8 protein-coding genes and 1 pseudogene are annotated in these 17,464 nt (G+C 70.8%); 5 read left to right on the plus strand and 4 right to left on the minus strand.

What is annotated here, in order from left to right:
* Window positions 1-88: 88 nt before the first annotated feature.
* From ACZ7L9_RS24105 to ACZ7L9_RS24125, 5 genes and pseudogenes are all read left to right on the plus strand, one after another.
* Window positions 89-2,335, plus strand: coding sequence for an MMPL family transporter (locus ACZ7L9_RS24105; protein WP_471417958.1), 2,247 nt, complete (start codon window positions 89-91; stop codon window positions 2,333-2,335).
* A 116-nt stretch (window positions 2,336-2,451) separates the two neighbouring features.
* The gene (locus ACZ7L9_RS24110; RefSeq protein WP_471417960.1) at window positions 2,452-3,957 is read left to right on the plus strand and encodes a streptophobe family protein; all 1,506 of its coding nucleotides are present in this window, start codon (window positions 2,452-2,454) and stop codon (window positions 3,955-3,957) included.
* Window positions 3,958-4,020: 63 nt separating this feature from the next.
* The gene (locus ACZ7L9_RS24115; protein ID WP_471417962.1) at window positions 4,021-4,761 is read left to right on the plus strand and encodes a response regulator transcription factor; all 741 of its coding nucleotides are present in this window, start codon (window positions 4,021-4,023) and stop codon (window positions 4,759-4,761) included.
* A complete protein-coding gene (locus ACZ7L9_RS24120) occupies window positions 4,758-6,311 on the plus strand; it encodes a sensor histidine kinase (RefSeq protein WP_471417964.1) in 1,554 nt (517 codons plus the stop codon). Before ACZ7L9_RS24115 ends, ACZ7L9_RS24120 begins: the two co-directional genes overlap by 4 nt.
* Window positions 6,312-6,827: 516 nt before the next feature.
* A pseudogene (locus tag ACZ7L9_RS24125) lies at window positions 6,828-7,448 on the plus strand (IS481 family transposase); the annotation flags it as partial.
* A gap of 724 nt (window positions 7,449-8,172) precedes the next feature.
* Here ACZ7L9_RS24125 and ACZ7L9_RS24130 read toward each other — a convergent pair.
* The 4 genes from ACZ7L9_RS24130 to ACZ7L9_RS24145 all read right to left on the minus strand — a co-directional run bounded on the left by ACZ7L9_RS24130 (window position 8,173) and on the right by ACZ7L9_RS24145 (window position 17,405).
* The gene (locus tag ACZ7L9_RS24130; protein WP_471418013.1) at window positions 8,173-9,264 is read right to left on the minus strand and encodes a hypothetical protein; all 1,092 of its coding nucleotides are present in this window, start codon (window positions 9,262-9,264) and stop codon (window positions 8,173-8,175) included.
* The gene (locus ACZ7L9_RS24135; RefSeq protein ID WP_471417967.1) at window positions 9,147-10,511 is read right to left on the minus strand and encodes a CHAT domain-containing protein; all 1,365 of its coding nucleotides are present in this window, start codon (window positions 10,509-10,511) and stop codon (window positions 9,147-9,149) included. The genes ACZ7L9_RS24130 and ACZ7L9_RS24135 overlap by 118 nt, the downstream gene beginning before the upstream one ends.
* A gap of 3 nt (window positions 10,512-10,514) precedes the next feature.
* On the minus strand, window positions 10,515-14,255 hold the full coding sequence (locus ACZ7L9_RS24140; protein WP_471417969.1) for a nucleotide-binding protein: 3,741 nt from the start codon (window positions 14,253-14,255) through the stop codon (window positions 10,515-10,517).
* Between the two features lie 963 nt (window positions 14,256-15,218).
* Window positions 15,219-17,405 carry a helix-turn-helix domain-containing protein gene (locus tag ACZ7L9_RS24145; RefSeq protein ID WP_471417971.1) on the minus strand — a complete coding sequence of 729 codons (2,187 nt, stop codon included), beginning with the start codon at window positions 17,403-17,405 and terminating at the stop codon, window positions 15,219-15,221.
* Window positions 17,406-17,464 lie beyond the last annotated feature (59 nt).

Genomic DNA, 17,464 nt, shown 5'->3' on the forward strand with positions numbered 1-17,464 from the left:
CTCCTCGACTGCCTCTTCCCGGGCAGGGCAACGGGGCGAGCGCTCGTCGGTCTTCCGATAAGCCTCGACCTGACGTGGAGCCTTTGCTGTGGCCACATTCCTTTCCAGGCTGGGCCGGTTCTCCTTCCGGAGGCGCTGGCCGGTCGCGTTGCTATGGGTGGTACTGCTCGTGGGGACGGGGGTGCTGGCCGGCAGGGCCCCCGCCGCTCCGCCGAACGACTTCTCGATGCCCGGAACGGAGGCGCAGCAGGCGTACGACCTGCTGAACGAGCGTTTCCCGGAGATGAAGGCCGACGGCGCGACGGCCCGGGTGGTGTTCCGGGCGGAAGACGGCAAGATCACCGACCCCGAGGCGAAGAAGGCCATCCAGGAGACGGTCCGGGAGCTCGGGAACGCTCCGCAGGTCGCGCGGGTCACCGACCCGTACGCGACCCGGTCGGTCAGCGAGGACGGCTCCACCGCCTACGCGCAGGTCTCCTACAAGGTGCCCACCTCGGACCTCCAGGAGAGCTCGCGCACCGCGCTGCAGGACACGGTCGAGCAGGCACGCTCGCAGGATCTGACTGTCGAGGTCGGCGGCAACGCCGTCAACGAGGTGCCCGCCGGGGGCCATTCCTCCGAGGCGCTGGGCCTGGCCGTGGCCGCAGTGGCGCTCGTCATCACCTTCGGCTCGCTCCTCGCGGCAGGGCTGCCGCTGCTCACCGCCGTCCTCGGCGTAGGTATCGGCAGCCTTGCGATCCGGGTGCTGGCCGAGCCGCTCGGCCTCGGCTCGACGACGACGGGCCTGGCCACCATGATCGGGCTGGCCGTCGGCATCGACTACGCCCTGTTCGTGGTCTCCCGTTACCGTGCCGAACTCGCTCGTGGCCGCAGCCGCGAGGAGGCGGCCGGGCACGCTGTGGGCACCGCTGGATCGGCGGTGGTGTTCGCCGGTCTGACCGTGGTCATCGCCCTTGCGGGACTGTGCGTGGTGGGTATCCCGATACTGACGCAGATGGGCCTCGCCGCAGCCGGCACGGTCGTCATCGCGGTGCTGATCGCCGTCACCCTGATCCCCGCGCTGCTCGGGATCTGCGGCCGCCGGATCGGTCCGGCCCGCCCGAGGCGCCGAGGGAAGGACAAGGACGGCCTGCCGCGACCGAGCATGGGCGTGCGCTGGGCCCGGTTCGTCGTCAGGCGGCCGGTTGCCGTCCTCCTGGGCGGTGTCGCCCTGCTCGGCGTGATCGCGGTTCCGGCGGCTTCCCTGAAGATGGGCCTGCCGGGTGACGACAGCAAGCCCGTCTCGACGACACAGCGCCGGGCCTACGACCTGGTCGCCGAGGGCTTCGGCCCGGGCTTCAACGGCCCGCTGACAGCGGTCGTCGAGGCCGACGACGGTGGCAGCGCCCAGGCGGCCGCCCGGAGCGTCGTCAAGCAGATCGACGGCAGGAAGGATGTCGCCGCGGTGGGGGAGCCGCGACTGAGCGAGTCCGGCGACACCGCAGTGGTGACCGTCGTCCCGGCCGCGTCGCCGGCCAGCTCGGAGACGGCCGACCTCGTGCACGCGCTGCGCGACCCGGCGCTCGCGAGCGGGAGCGACGCCCACGTCCTCGTCGCCGGATCGACGGCGATGAACGTGGACGTCTCGCAGAAACTGTCCGATGCCCTGATTCCGTACCTCGCACTCGTCGTCGGTCTGGCGTTCCTGCTGCTGATCGCCGTCTTCCGGTCGCTCCTCGTGCCGCTCAAGGCGGCCCTGGGCTTCCTGCTGTCGGTCCTCGCCGGCCTCGGCGCGGTGGTCGCGGTCTTCCAGTGGGGCTGGCTGGCCTCCGTCTTCGGCGTCGCGGAACCAGGACCGGTGATGTCGATGATGCCGATCTTCATGGTCGGCGTGGTCTTCGGCCTCGCCATGGACTACGAGGTGTTCCTGGTGACCCGGATGCGCGAGGCGTACGTGCACGGGCAGTCGCCGAAGGACTCCGTAATCAGCGGCTTCGAGCACAGCGCACGGGTGGTGACCGCCGCCACTGTGATCATGATCTCGGTGTTCGCCTCGTTCATGGGCAGTGACGAGCAGATGCTCAAGACCATCGGCTTCGGGCTCGCGGTCGCCGTCCTCTTCGACGCGTTCGTCGTCCGCATGGCACTTGTACCGGCCGTCCTGGCCCTGCTCGGCCGGCGTGCCTGGCACCTGCCCCGATGGCTGGACCGACTGGTGCCCGACCTGGACGTCGAGGGCGAGCGGCTCGAGCGGGACCTGGGCGACCCCACGCGTACAGGCGTCGAAGCGTCACCCGACGGCGGCCGGGACCTGGTCGTCGAAACCGCGGGAAGCGGCGGCGGCAGCGGCCACTGAGCCCGCGCCCGTCACCGGGGCCCGTGCGCCCCGATCCCGCACCCGTCTCCACGGGGCGGCGGCCCCCACCCGCCGCCCCGTACTCCACCCCGAACCCCGTACACAGGAGCCTGCCCATGTTCTCCGCCCCGCCGCCCTCCTTTCCGCCCGGCTCGCCCTGGCGCCACGCCCTTGAAGGCGCCCTCTCCGTCGGGACCGCGGTCATGGCGATGGCCGCTGCCGCATGGGTGGCGCTGACCGTCCTCGGCGCCGGCGCGATCGCGCCGGTCTCCCGGCTCGTGCCGATGATGGTGAGCATGGCCGTCGGCGGCGGCGTCACCGTGGAGTCGGCTCCCTCCGCCGAGTCCGCCGACGGCGGAGGGTTGGGCGGAGGCCTCGGCGGGCTGCTCGGCGGTCTCGGCGGCGGTGGGGGTATGAGCCTCGGCCTGACCGGTGAAGCGGCGCTGACGCCGCTGACACTGACGTTCCTCGGCACGGCCGTCCTGGCGATCGGCTTCTTCCGCCCCCTCCGCCGGCGGCAGCGGCCCGCCCCGGCGCTGCTCTGGGCCCGGTGCGGCGGCGCACTGGTGACCACGGCCGTGGTCCTCCCGATCCTGGCAGGCATGGCTCGGGGCACCGCCCGGCTGCCCGAGAGCGTGACGGAACGGTTCGGCAAGGGTGCGTCGTCCGGAGCGCTCAGCCGGTTCGGAGGTGGCGGGGGCGGAGGCCTCACCAAGGGACTGTCCTCGGTGTTGTTCGGGATCGATACCGCGGCGACCGTCTTTCTCGGCCTGCTGTGGGTCGGCGCCGTCCTGGCCGTCGGCTGCGTCGCGGCCCGCCGTACGACACTGCCGCGCCCCCTCGCCCTGAGCCGGTTGCGGCTGAAGTGGAACGCCGTCACCTCCACGCTGACCGGGATCGCGGCCGTGCTGTGCTGCTCGGCCCTCGCCGTCGCGCTCCTGGCCGGGGCAGCGGCCCTGACCGGCCGGGAGCAGGCGGCCAAGGCGACCGGCATGCTGCTGCTCCTCGGGCCCAACCTGATCGCCGTGCTCCTCACCGCCGGCCTCGGCACCTCCTGGGAGGCGGGCGTGCACCGCCTGCAGCCCGAGGGCGGCAGCGGGATGCTCGGCATGCTCGGCGGCGGAGCCCAGGGCGACACGGCGGGCACGGACAAGTCCGTCGACCTCGGAGGCTGGTCGGGCGCCGGCGTGCCGCTGTGGCTGATCGCCATGGCTGTCATCCTGCTCCTCCTGGTGATCGCCGGGTACGTGGCCTCCGCCCGCACCCCGGCCCGCACCCCGCGCGAGGACTCCGAGGCCCTGCTCGACCGCCACGCGGAGATCGCCCTGCGCATGGGCATCACGGTCGGCAGCGCGGCCCTGCTGCTCCCCCTGCTGACACAGGGATCGCTGCGGATCGGCATCAGCCTCATGGGCAACGAGATGGGCGGCATGACCGCAGGACTCGACGGAGGCCCGGGACTGTCCGCGCTCACCGGCTTCGTCCTGGCCGCCCTCGCCTCGTACGCCGGCAGCCGCCTGCACAGCCGGCGGGCCCGGCGCCTGGGCCGCGCCACGCAGCCGCCCGGCAACACGAGCCGACGACCGGCCACCGCCCGCGTCCCGTCCGACTCGGCGTCGTGAGCGCCATGTGATCTCCTGGGAAGACCCTCTTCACCCCTGTCCGAGAAGGCGACGATCCACACCATGGCGGCACCTGTACCTCCCCCGCACCCCGTGGGTCGCCCCGACCACCTGCTCGTCGTCGACGACGAGCCCACCGTCCGGGAGCTGCTGCGCACCGCACTGCGCTACGCCGGCTTCGACGTCGACGCCGCCGCCACCGGCCAGGAAGCCCTCGACCTGGCCGCGCGGCGCACACCCGATCTCGTCCTGCTCGACGTCATGCTCCCGGACATGGACGGCTTCGAGGTGATCCGCCGCCTGCGCGCCCAGCCCCGCTCGGGCCTCCCCGGCCGCGGCGGCGACGTACCCGTCCTCTTCGTCACCGCCCGCGACGACCGCCAGGACCGGCTCCACGGCCTGCGCCTCGGCGGCGACGACTACGTCACCAAACCCTTCGACCTCGAAGAACTGATCGCCCGTATCCACGCGGTACTGCGCCGCACCAGGGGCGAGCAGCCGGGCCGGATCACCGTCGGCGATCTGAAACTCGAACCCGACAGCCACCACGTCACCCGGGCAGGGCGGACCGTACGGCTGTCCCCGACCGAGTTCCGCCTCCTGCACTTCCTGGCGGCCAACGCGGAGCGCACCATGACGAAGAACCAGATCCTGCAGAGCGTGTGGGAGTACGACTTCGGCGGCGACCCCAGCATCGTCGACACGTACATCAGCTACCTGCGCCGCAAGGTCGACACGGACGAGCCCAAACTCATCCACACCATCCGTGGCGTCGGTTACGTGATCCGCGAGCCCCGGCCATGAAGCGCCCCGCCCCGCGGCTGCCCGGGCGCCGACGACCGAGCGGGCTGTCCCTGCGCACCCGCCTCCTGTGCCTCTCCATCGCCCTGGTCGCCGTGGGTCTCCTCGGCACGGGCCTGATCGTCACCACGGCCCTGCGCGGCTACCTCCAGGACCGGGTCGACGACCGTCTCGTCCTGACCGGCGAGATCGCCGCCCGCATCGCCCCGCCCGTCGGCCCCGAAACGCCACCGGGCGTGCAGGTCCTCGGCGTCCTCGGGGACACCACCGTGACCTACCTGGACGACGACGGCGCCACGCGCAGGGCGTTCGACACGAGCACCGCGCCGCCGGGCGGCGGTCCCGACCTCCCCGCCCTCGACCACGCGGCCGTCCTCGCCCGCGAGGGCCGCCCCTTCACCGTGCCCGCGCGCAACGGCGACGGCAGCTGGCGGGTCATCGCCCTCGCCCAGCCCGCCCAGGTCTTCCCGCCCGAGCGCTCCGGCACGCGCGGCAGCGTCCTCGTGGCCACCTCCCTCGACGAAGTCGACCGCACCATCACCAAGACCCGTAACCTCTCGCTGACCGTGGGCGCCGCGCTGCTTGCCGTCCTCACCGCCGCCGGATGGTTCGCCGTCCGCTCCGGACTGCGCCCCCTCACCCGGATCGAGGAGACCGCGACCGCGATCAGCGCCGGCGACTATTCCCACCGCGTCCCCGAACTCGCCGCCCCCCACACCGAAGTGGGACACCTGACCACGTGCCTCAATCAGATGCTCAGCCAGATCGACACCGCCTTCCAGGCCCGCGCGGAGGCCGAGGCGAGAACCCGGCGCTTCTTCGCCGACGCCAGCCACGAACTGCGCACGCCCCTCGTCGGCATCAAGGGCTACACCGACCTCTACCGCATGGGCGCCCTGCCCACCCGCGAGGACGTCGACCAGACCATGACCCGGATCGCCGCGGAGTCCGAACGCCTCACCCGGCTCGTCGAGGAGATGTTCCTCCTCGCCCGCCTCGACGAGGACGCCGGGGACGCGGGTCCCGACCGGGAACCGGCCTTCGACCTCGACCTCGCCCCCATGGACCTGCGCACCCTCGCCGCCGACGCCCTCCACGACGTACGCGCCCTCGATGCGACCCGCCCCGTCACCCTGACCGGCCCCGGCGGCGGCAAACCCGCCACCGCCCCCACCGTCGCCGACGAGACCCGGCTCCGCCAGGTCGTCACCAACCTCATCGGCAACGCCGTCACCCACACCCCGCCCGGCACCCCCATCCGCATCGGCGTCGGCACCGTCGACGACCGCGCCGTCCTCGAAGTCGCCGACCAGGGCCCCGGCCTCACCCCCACTGAACGCGAACGCGTCTTCGACCGCTTCTACCGCACCGACGACTCCCGCACCCGCACCACCGGCGGCTCCGGCCTCGGCCTCGCCATCGCCCACGCTCTCGTCACCGCCCACGGCGGCCGCATCACCCTCGAAACCGCCCCCGGCAGAGGCTGCACCTTCCGCATGACGCTGCCCCTGCCCGAACCGTCACATCACGGGATTGCCGACGAGATGAGATGAGACAAGGCGCCAGGCCGGAGCTCTTTCGGGGTGAGGCCGGGCGTCCGACGTACACCCTCGAGCGTGACGCTCGTTTGACCCACGAGGCCCGGCGGTGCCATCGAGGCGGTGAGTGAAACTGTCTCTGACCTGCAGGTTTTCCGGGACGACCTCAGGTGCACATCTTCCCTATGACGCATCACGTGGAGTGCGTGGCGATCCTTGAGCCTGCCGCAAAGGGTGCCTGACCTGGGGTTTTGCTCGTGCGCATTATGTGCGGTGTGGGCGTTACGGGCGATATCTTGACGCTGAAATGACGCTCGTGACGCTCATTTGACGCTCGTTCTGATGAGGCGTCAGGTGCATGTTGGGCAGGTCAGGCGGCGTCAAGGCTGCGAGTGACGATGCAACGCCGAGGGCTGGTGACGCTCAATGCGGAGTCGCCGGGTCCTGCAGATCAGAAGTCCCGGAAGAGACCAGCCAACGCCGTGACCTGCGATGCCTGGCCGTCGCAGGTTGTTGACCTGGATGAATGCTCTGGCCCGCCTGACGCACCTCGACCGGGCAACCGGCCGCGTCATACGCCGCTACGAACGCGACAGGCCCGGCGAGCTGGTGCACGTGGACATCAAGAAGCTCGGCAACATCCCCGACGGCGGCGGTCACAAGGCGCTCGGCCGCCCAGCGGGCCGCAAGAACCGGGCGAACGCCGGCTACAGCTACATCCACACCGCCGTCGACGACCACTCCCGCCTCGCCTACAGCGAGATCCACTCCGACGAACGCAAGGAGACCGCGACCGCTTTCTGGACCCGGGCCCAGGCGTTCTTCACCTCGTGCGGCATCACCGTCGAACGGGTCCTGACCGACAACGGGGCCTGCTACAAGTCCCACGCCTGGCGCGACACCCTGACGGCGGCCGGGATCACCCACAAGCGAACCCGGCCCTACCGGCCGCAGACCAACGGCAAGGTCGAACGCCTCAACCGCACCCTGCTCGACGAATGGGCCTACGCGCGCCCCTACCGCTCAGAAGCCGAACGACGCGACGCCTTCCCGCAATGGCTGCACACCTACAATCACCACCGCGGACACACCGCACTCGCAGGCAAACCACCCGCCAGCCGCGTCCCCAACCTCACAGGGCAATACACTTAGTCGGGTAGCCGGGTCACGGAGACGTGACCCGGCTACCCGACTTAGGGCCGCTACAGACGCCTCGTGTGCGGCGGTCCTTCGAAGCGGGTGAATCGGGCTGTCAACAACCACGTCCGTTACAACGGCGATGTATGAGGTCGCAGCGATCCTCACCGTTTCGCCAACACGCGGCCGTGACGCTCATTTGATGCTCCAAGCCCTGTAGGTCACCTTGGCCGAGTTGAAAAACAATGCCTGACCCGCTGGTTCGTGCATACCCGTCCAGGCCCACATCCTTCTGATGACTCTGCGGGCTACCTGATCACCACGGCCGGGGGCATGCCGGTCTCCGGGTGCCAGCCCCAGAGCTCGGCGAGCGGGACGTGACGACCGCTCCCTGCAACGCGATTACCACCTCATCCGCACCGGGCAGATTGTTCTCGCGAACAATGGCTTTGCGGGGCGGGAGTTGCAGGCGTTCCTCGCCGAAGAGCTGGGCGTCCACCGGGTGCGCCGAGCCGCGTCGACACGGCCGCCTCGCCTGCGGCTGCCAAAGGGGCGTGGCGGTGTTCGACATGCTCCAAGACCAGCTCAACCAGGAACAGCTTGGCGCAAGAACACCAGCCGGAGCTTCGCTGTACCGGCCGACGCCTCCTCGCCCTGGCCGTGAGCATCTGGCACTACTGGCTACCGGCGCAGAGACCCAACGACGACTGATCGCCTACGACCACTGAGAACGTCGGACTCACCCGTCCAGGGGTGGCCGACGCCGACACGGTGTGGGTTGTGGGTGTGCCGGGCGGTGGATCGCGGGCCGCTTACTGCCGGTCGCGCCTCGGGACAGCGCCGCCAGGCTCAGCAGGAGGTGCGCCGACTCGGGATGATCGAAGTCGGAGTGCGCTCCGGCCGGGGCCAGGCGGGTGCGGGCGGAGCCGCGGAAGCGTTCGCTGGCGTCCACGTTGACCAGCCGGTGGTCCAATGTCGACAGACGGTACGGCTCGTGCAAGGGCAGCAGTCGGGAGTGGAACTGGGGGACGGGCGCCGTACCGGCTCCCGAGTGGCCGATGCCGGCTGAGCCCTCCGCGCGCAGATGCCAGAAGCCGGTGGCCCGGTCCCAGCGGGAGTGGGTCAGTACCAGCGGTCCGCGCAGTGGAGCGTGGGACTCCGCACCGGATGGGAACAGAGCCGGGAAGAGACGGTCGAAGGCGTCCCGGGGCGCGGCCATCTGGAAGACGACCATGCTGTCCACGGTGAAGGGGCGCCCCGGCGACGTGGGAGTGCTCCACCCCAGGACCCGCGGCGCCTCCGGTGCCGCCGCCCACTGCACGGCTTCGCATAGAAACCGGCCGCCGAACGAATGGCCTACGAGGTGCAGGTACTGGCCGTTGCGGTTGGTCAGGACCGGGGCGGAGCCGGCGGCGGGGCGCTGTGCGTCGAGATAGCCGAGGAGGTGGGCGAGCACATGGGGCGCGTGGCCCTGACCGGGTGCGCTCATCGCATGTGCGCGGTCGCGGATCCTGCGGTAGCCGCCGAGCGAGGGCAGGCTGGACGACGGCCAGCGCACGACCACGACCGCGGGCCGGTATCCCCGGCTCAGCTGCGGATAGCGATCCGGATGCGCCGCGGCCAGCTGCCGGGTCCTGGTGAGCAGGGCCTTCGCACGCCGCTGTGCGACGGTCGGCGCGGTCTGCCAGCCGTGCACGTAGACGTACAGGTCCGTTATCCGGTCCGGGGTGCGGACGTGCTCGGCGAGGTGCTCGGCGATCCGGTTACCTGGGACGGTACGACGACCGCCGGGCGCGCTGAGTCGTCCCTGTTCGTCGAGGTCGACGGTGATGAGGTGCACGGTCGGATCTCCAAGAGGCTGTCGATGCCGCAGTACAGCAGATAGGCGAGGGCGAGCGGGTTGTGCAGTTCGTCGAGGAAGTGGCGGACCAGGGCGCGGCAGATCTCGCCCGCGGTCTGCGTTCCGCTCAGATACCGGTCGAGGAAGGCGTGAGCGTACTCCGAGGCGAAGATCTGGGGAATCTCGATCTGCGGACCAAGCACCCCGGTCGCGCCGTGCTCGACGAAGGCCCGGCCGAGGTATTCCAGTTCGGCCGTGGCCGTCGGCACCCCCGCGTGGCAGGCGTTGAGCACCACGAACGGGCGGAACACCGACTCCCGTGAGCTGCGGAACCCGTCGCGGTGCTGGTGGACCAGATCGGCGTCGATGACCTTGTCGTCGGAGAGCCTGACGCCCACCGTGCGGTGGGCGCCGTACTCCTCGAAGGCGCCGTGGCACCAGAAGTACATCAGGTCCTCGTCGAACTCGACGCCGGAGAGCGACTTGACCAGCTCGTCCGCATGGGTGCGCACCGTCAGTTCGGAGTGGTGGGCGAGCAGCTGCGCCACGTCCTCCGAGCGGCCGACGCTGCCAAGTGCCAGGTCGGCGTTGAGGCTGGTGACCGGGAGGGACCGGACGGCCGGGGGGCGAAAAGGGGCGTACGACGCTCCGGTCTGCTCGATCTCGTGCCGGTGGCCGAGAAACGCAGGCGTCCGTGGCCCGCCGGCGCGCACCGCGAGCATCGGCCATGGCACGGACAGGCCCGAGTCGAAGCTGATGCGCAGGTCCTCCTGGCTCAGCTCGTCGAGCAGGAACTCGCGGAACCTCACCAGGTCGCTGTCGGTGCCCGCGAGGATCCGGTCGAGTGTGTAGGCCCCGGCCTCGGCCAGCTCCTCGATCATCGGGATGACCGTGCTCTGGCAGGGCCGGAGATCGCCGCCGGCGGCGAAGGGGAACGGTGGCCCGGACGGCATTCCATCGGCGTCCAGGGGCTGGTGGCGGACAAACGCCTGCCACTGGGCGCGCAGCCGGTCTGCCTGACTGCGGATCGCGGTGCCGGAGACCTGGAGGCCCGCCCGGTGGGCGCGGGTGCGCGGTGCGCGCTTGCCGTGCGGGAGCGCGATCACTTCGACCCGGTCGTCGCTGCCGACGGACAGCACGACGGTCAGGTCTAGAGGGCGCTGCCCGTGGTCGCCGGGCCACTGGGTGAGGTCGTCCGAGGGGTTGTGCAAAACTTCGGAGTGCAGTTCGTGCGCCACGGTTCACGGCCTCCCGAGCGGTTCCGGCACCGCCACGGGGAGCGTCGCCTCGACCACCTGCAGCACCTTGCCGGACGTGGGGTCGCACACCCGGAAGCGCAGCCGGTGCTCGCCCGGTTCCCAGGCCGTGAACGTGAACCGCGCGGGTGTCTCGTCGTCCGTCGCACAGGACGCCGCCGGCGGTTTCAGCGTCGCGGAGGAGCGCGGCGTGGCGATCACAAGTACGGACACGGGCTCCGTCCTGCCGAGCTCCGCGTCTTGGGGATCGATGGCGGCCAGCGTGAACTCGACGGTGGCCGGTGTGCCGATGTGCACAACGTCCTCGGCCACGGTCAGCCGCGGCCGCCGCCGGGGCCGGGCTGGCGTGGGCGCGGAGGGCACGGTCGGCTCGGGCGGTGGCGGCGGTGCGGGCGGGGGCAGAACGACGGGTGCGTGAGGCGGGCCGGGGGTGGCGGAGCTCGCGGACGCGGCGGGCTCTGCGGGTGGGATGGCCGCGGCGAGAGGCACGGCAGGCTCGGGTAGGGGAGATCCCGGGATTGTGGGTACGGCCGGTCTGTCCCGATGACCGGCCTGCTTCCCTGATCGTCCGGGGGCCTGGTCCCCGACCTGCTCCACCGATGCACGTGGAAGCCCTTCGGAGACGAGCGCGGCCAGCCGAGCGTAGGCGCGTCGGGTGTCCGCTCGCAGCTCGGTCAGGTCGAGTTCGGCTCCGGTGGCAAGGTGCTCGTCGAAGGGCACGGTGACGACGCCCTGGCAGCGGTCGGCGAAGTGTTTGACGATGCGGTCGGTTCTCACTCGGGCGGGGCCTGGGTGCACCGCGGATAGGACCACGAGGGCGCGCCGAGCCAGTTCGGCGTGGCCGTGCTGGGAGAGCCAGTCGAGGGTCACGTCGGCAATGGCGGCGCCATCCACGCTCGCTGTGGCGACCACGACCAACTGGTCGGTGAGCGAGAGCACTCCGTGCATGGCCTCCTGCATCAGCCCGGTGCCGGAGTCGGTGACGATGAGGGGGTAGGCGCGGGTCAGCGCATCGACGACCCGGTGGTACTGCTGGGCGCTGAAAGGTGTGGAGAGCGTGGGCGTGACGTCGTGGGCCAGAATCTCCAGCCCGTTCGGGCCTGTGGTGGTGAAGTTGCGGATGGCGTCATGGCCGTCCAGCTCCGGCAGGGCGGCGAGCAGATCCAGCACGGTGGAGTCGTTCTCGCGGCGTACCCGACGGCCGAGCGTGCCGCCTTCGGGCGAGGCGTCGACGGCGATCACAGGATCGTCGCGCTGGCCCGCCAACGTCGCGCCGAGCGCCACCGCTGTAGTGGTCTTCCCCGTACCGCCCTTGAGGCTGATCACCGAGACGCGGTGGCATCCGGAGACCGGGGAGCCGGGCCCCGTGGCTCGAGTCTCCTCGGCGGCTGGCCCGCCGCGCCAGAGCAGCAGACGGCGCAGCCGGGAGAGCAGTGGCGGCTCCGATAGCAAGTGCTCCGCGGACAGCGGCGTGCCGTCCGACCGCCGGACGCCGCCGTCCGGCGCTGGAGGCGACCACGAGGCAGGTTCGAGCTGGTCGGGGTGTGGTCCCGTGGTAGCCGGGACGCGGGTTGCCGCGGCCGCGTCGGCTGCTCTGGTCCGCCACTCGGTCAGTTGGTCGCGGATCTCCAGGACGGCCGGGTCGTTGGCGTCGAAGGTCCGCATCATGTCGTCAAGGAGTTCCGCGTACGCCTCCGCCGCCCCCGCCGCGTCCCCAGCTTGACCGCGCCAGAGCGCGATGTTGTGGCGCGTGAGGAGCGTGTCGGGGTGTGCGGGACCGAGCACGTGCAGTCGGTCGTCCAGCAGGAGGGTGTACGCCGCCGCGGCTTTGACCGGATCGCCGGCGATGCCCTGCCAGCGTGCGAGGTTGTCCCGGACGGTGAGAACATCCGGGTTGTCGGGGCCGAGGACCCGTTCCAGGTCGCGGAGGAGGTCGCGGTAGGCCGCGACGGCGCCGGCCGCGTCCTGTGAGGCGCCGCGCAGCCGTGCCTGGTAGCTGCGCGCGGCGAGGGTGTCGGCATGGTCGGGTCCGAAGCGCTGGTCGAGCCGGGCGTGCAGCCAGTCCCAGCGGATACGGGCCGCCCGGATCAGCCCGGCGTCGATCAGGTTGCGTCCCACCTGGAAGAGCAGGGGATGGCAGTGCGACCGCCATAATGTCTCCCCGGCGTGCCCGGTAAGCAGGTCCGCTCCCGACCGCAGCGCCCGGCAAAGGGGGGAATGCGGCCGGTCGGACGCCGTGCGCCACACCGCTTGCAGCGCGTCGGCGGCGCTGAGGGCCAACGCGTCCCGGCTCACGGCGGGCACCGCCGTGAGCACGGCCGCCTGTACCAGGGTGCTCAGCCGCACGGACGGATGTGCCAAGTCGCTGTCGACTTCCACCAGGCGCAGCCGGCGCAGGACCTCGAGGGCGTCCCGTACGTCCCCCGCCTCGGCGGGCGGGGGCGCCCCAGGGCCTTGCCGCCGCGCTGCCCGAAGCGCGAGGTAGCGCAGCGCGGGAGGACTGGTGAGCACTGAGACCGGCACCCCGTGCGGATCAAAAAGAGAAGCCAACTCCAGGACAGGACGGGCCAGTCCCGTGCTGTGCCGGTCGGCCGCCTCCAGCGACACCCACCAGCTGGCAGTGACCGCATCCCGGGTAGCCCCGGTGCCGCTGGGGCCGGCGAACCGGGTGAGCCGGTCGCGGTAGGCCGCACAGGTCAGGCCTTCATGCGCCATAAAGGCGGCAGCCGTTGACAGAGCCAACGGGTCGTGGCGGAGGTCGGCGGTCAGGGCCGCGATCTCGCGGGGATCGTCGTCCAGGCCGCTGCGGCTGACGAGTTCGCGCGTCAGCTGGTCGGCGGCCTCTTCGGGGTGGTAAGCCCCGAGCTCGACGCGTCCGCTGCCCCCTGGCAGGGACGTTGCGCGGCGGGCGGTGACCAGGACCCGGCCATTGGGCCTGGCCGTCGGCCACAAACCGTGCAGGTCGGCGGTGTCTGATACCCCGTCGAGCACCACGAGCCAGCGCAGGTCGGTCCAGCTCAGCCAGGAGCGGAACGCCTCGGCGGAGCGCTCCGGCTGGGCGCGGTCGTGCTCGGTGGTGGCCGCTGCGGCATCGGCGTAGCCGCATACGAGCATGTCCGCGCTGGTGGCGTTCACCCATACCACCATGTCCGCTGTAGCGTCCCGCAGGGCACACCGGGCGATGTGGGCGGCCAGCTGTGTCTTGCCCGTCCCGGCAGGGCCGGTGAGTACGTGGATCGACGAGGGGACGTCGAGCAGAGCCGCCTCGGCCCGCCGCCGGAACGGCGCGGCTTCTGACGGGATCCGCCCCACCAGAGACGCGGTCTCGCCGCTGCCCGCGGCGAAGCCGAGCGAAACCGCCCCGGTGGCCTGGGCGCCCGCCACGGCGGTGGCGTAGGTTGTCCGGCTCAGCTGTACGAGTCGAAGCAACTGATCGGTGCACCGTAGGCGTTCGACGCCCTCGGACTCCTCCAGGAGGAGCTCGAACCGGGTCTGAAGGGCGGCTTCCATCCTGACGCGCAGTTCGGGGTCAGTGGCTGAGGTCTGCCGTACGGCAGCTGCGGTCACGTCCAGGCGCTTGAGATGCTCCAGTTCAGCCCGGGCATCACCCCTGCCGAGGAGCCGTGCGGCCCCATCGCGTACGAACGACCACTGCTCGGTGGTGGCCGCTTCGGCGACCGCGGCACCGGCCGCCGTCGCCGCGGCGCGGGAGGCGGCGTCAAGCATGTGGCAACCCCCACTCTTCGAGCCGCTCCTTCGGCGACGCTGCTCTTATACAAGCACAGCGACCACTGCGAGCCGAGGGCGTGCGGGCGCTGGCCCGGACGAAGGAGGGGCTCGAGGGACAAGCCTCCGCAGTGCCGACCGGTGGGCTCCCGGGAGAGGACCTACCGGCCAAATTCGCCGTCGGTTGCAACGGCCGACGGCGGTCTGGCTACCGACCGGCGAAGAACCGACCCAACCGGTGCCGGCTTCGGATGGGCGCTCGGCAAAGCGGCCGGCGGACGTGCGGCCGGTGCCTGCCGCCGAAGGCCGCCGCCGAACGTGAGAACGAGGCGGCGATCACCACCTTACCCACCGTTCCGGTGGAGGCACTGCGTACGACGGGGAAGCATGACGCGCCAGACTTCCTGTCCCGATCCGACGTAGGGCGGTGACGCTCATTTGACGCTCTGGGCGCCCGGCGACTCTCATCCGGGATGCTAAAGCATCTCTGACCTGCTGCTTTCCTGTGTGAGTCCAAGCCGACACCTTTCCTATGACGCATCATGTGGAGTGCGTCGCCATTCTGGAGCCGGTTCGATAGGCCGTCTGACCTGCGGTTTCTCGGGAATGGGTAGAGGTTCGACCTGTTTCGATTGATGCATCACGTGGAGTGCGTTGCGATCCTTGAAGCGGCCGGAAAAGCCGCCTGGCCTGCTGGTTTGAGTGGTGTGCGCTATGTGTGGTGTGGGCGTCACGGGCGATATCTTGACGCTGAAACCGCGCTCTCCGAGGCATCTTGACGCTCATTTGACGCTCGTTCTGATGGGGCGCCAGGCGATCTTTAGGGCAGCTCAGACGTATTCAAAGGGGCCAGACTTTATGGCGTTGTAGTGGGCCGGCAGCAGTCAGCCAGCTCATCGTCAGTGGCTGTCTGAGACTCGCTTCGGCGATTCGCAGCCAGGACCTGGCTGAGAGGGAAAGTGGTCAGATGGCGGCTTCGCAGCGCAGGCTCGCCACCTCGTCCCCGATGTACCGATAGGTCCGCGCGGCGCGCTCGTAGTAGGGGCGGCCGTCGTCGTCCAGGAGGGCTCCCAGCGTCTCCAGGGCTTCGGCCTGCCGGAAGTTCGGTTGGAGTGCGTCCATCAGTTCCACCGCTTCGATGAGCGCGGCGACCGCCTCGGTGCGGCGGTCGAGACCTGCCAGGCACTGTCCGATGCGCATCAGCGCGTACGGTCGGCACTGGGCGGCGATGGTGGGCGTCATCCCTGATCGTTCGTCGTCGATCAGTTCGAGTGCCGTGTGGTACTGCTGAAGGGCTTCGGCGAGGCGTCCTTCCTGCCGGCGGCAGTGGCCGATCTGCGAGAGGACCTGTACGTAGGCGTCGATGTCGCCGGCGGCCTGGAACATCCCCGCTGCCACGGCCGCGGAGGCCGCGGCCTCGTCGGGTCGTTCGAGCGCGAGCAGGGCACGTGAGGTGTAGTCGTGTGCTGCGGCGACCTGGGCCGTGGCGCCGCTCCTCTCGGCCAGTTCCAGGGCTTGTGCGGTGCAGCGGAGCATGGCTTCCGGGTCGCTGGGCGGCACCCAGTGGACCCAGGCGAGGTAGTTGAGCTGCGTCGCCTGCTGTGCCGGGTCGGCGAGGGCGACGGCGGCCTGCGCGCCGAGGCTGAAGACTTCACGCCAGTGGGGGGCGTGTGTCCAGCGGTCGGAGAACCAGTGCATCGACTCGGCGCAGTCCAGGACGAGGGAGTGCTGTCCGGCGGCTGTCCCGGATCGCAGTGCTCCGAGCCAGTTGTCCACGTTCGCCTGCAGCCATTCCTCGGCTTCCGCCGCGTTGCGGAGATCGGGGAAGTCCGGGTCGGGTCGGCCGTAGCCGGGCTCGAACCAGCGCCCGGCGGCCGTTGCCATCCGCAGCAGCCACGCTGTCACCCGTTCCCGTACGGCTGTGGCATCGTCGCTCTCCTCTGCTCGGAGCCGGTCGCGGGCGAAGAGCCGGACGAGGTCGTGGAACCGGTACCTTCCCGCCGCAGCGTCCTGGAGGAGGCCGAGGTCCACGAGATCGTCCAGCGCCTCCCAGGCGTCCCCGAGCGGGAGCCCGCCGGCGACCGAGGCCAGTGCGGTGTCGAAGTCCCGCCCGGGTACCGCCGCCAGTCTTCGGAAGACTTGCTGTGCGGAGGGGGCCAGGTGGTCGTAGGACATCATGAAGGCGCTGGCGATCCGCAGATCCCCCGCCTTGAACTGGTCGAGGCGGTCTTCTTCGGCGGCGAGGCGTGCGGCGAGTTCGGCGGCGTCCCAGTCGGGTCGGCTGAGCAGTCGGTTTCCGATGATCCGCAGTGCGAGGGGCAGGCCCCCGCACTTTTCGGCGAGGTGGGTGAGGGCCGTGTCGACGGCCCGTCCGTTCAGGATCCCGGCCAACAAGTGGGTCGACTCAGTCAGATGGAGCGGCCCTAGGGCCAGCCTGCGCACGCCTTCCAGGCCGGTCAGCAGTCGCCGGGTGGTGACCAGGACCCGGCTCGCGCCTCCGCCCGGCAGCAGCGGGCGCACCTGTTCCTCGGACCCGGCGTTGTCGAGGACGATCAGCATGCGGCGGTCCCGCATCAGCGACCGGTAGAGCGAGGCCCGCTCATGGGCGTCCGGCGGGATCCGCTGGTCGGGCACACCGAGGGCTCGCAGCAACGCTCGCAGGGCGTCGGGAACGGGCAGCGGGTGTGGCGAGAGGCCGAACAGATCGAGGAAGACGGCCCCGTCGGGGAAGCTCGGCAGTAAGGCATGGGCGGCACGGACGGCCAGGGCGGTCTTGCCCAGGCCCGCCGAACCGGTGACCAGCCCGACGACGCCGACGCCCGGTGCGCATTCCGTGTAGACCAGATCGCTCATCCAGATCAGCTCCTGCGAGCGGCCGGTGAAGTCCTCCACCACGCGGGGCAGCTCGTAGAGCCCGGCGGCCGGACGGTTCCAGTGGTCCTCCAGCCTGCCGTCGCGGGCCAGTTCCAGGAACCGGGTACGGGCGTCGCCGACGAGCTCCAGGGCGTCGGCCAGCACGGCGACGGTCCGGTGTTGTGGTCCTCTGCTCCGGCCGCGCTCGATGTCCGACAGCGTGCGGGCACTCACCCCCGACGCCTCAGCCAGTTGTTCGAGCGTCAGGCGCGCCGCACGTCGATGGCTGCGGAGCACTGCGGCGAAGCCGTTCTGTGTAGCGATGGGTCACTCCTGCCGGGCACCTGCGCGAGAAC

This window comes from Streptomyces sp. NPDC111516, from assembly GCF_055635345.1.

Excerpts from the sequence above, each read along its gene's own strand:
- ACZ7L9_RS24115 (WP_471417962.1), top strand. The coding sequence starts at position 4,021 with ATGGCGGCACCTGTACCTCCCCCGCACCCCGTGGGTCGCCCCGACCAC.
- ACZ7L9_RS24140 (WP_471417969.1), bottom strand. The coding sequence starts at position 14,255 with ATGCTTGACGCCGCCTCCCGCGCCGCGGCGACGGCGGCCGGTGCCGCG.
- ACZ7L9_RS24120 (WP_471417964.1), top strand. The coding sequence starts at position 4,758 with ATGAAGCGCCCCGCCCCGCGGCTGCCCGGGCGCCGACGACCGAGCGGG.
- ACZ7L9_RS24110 (WP_471417960.1), top strand. The coding sequence starts at position 2,452 with ATGTTCTCCGCCCCGCCGCCCTCCTTTCCGCCCGGCTCGCCCTGGCGC.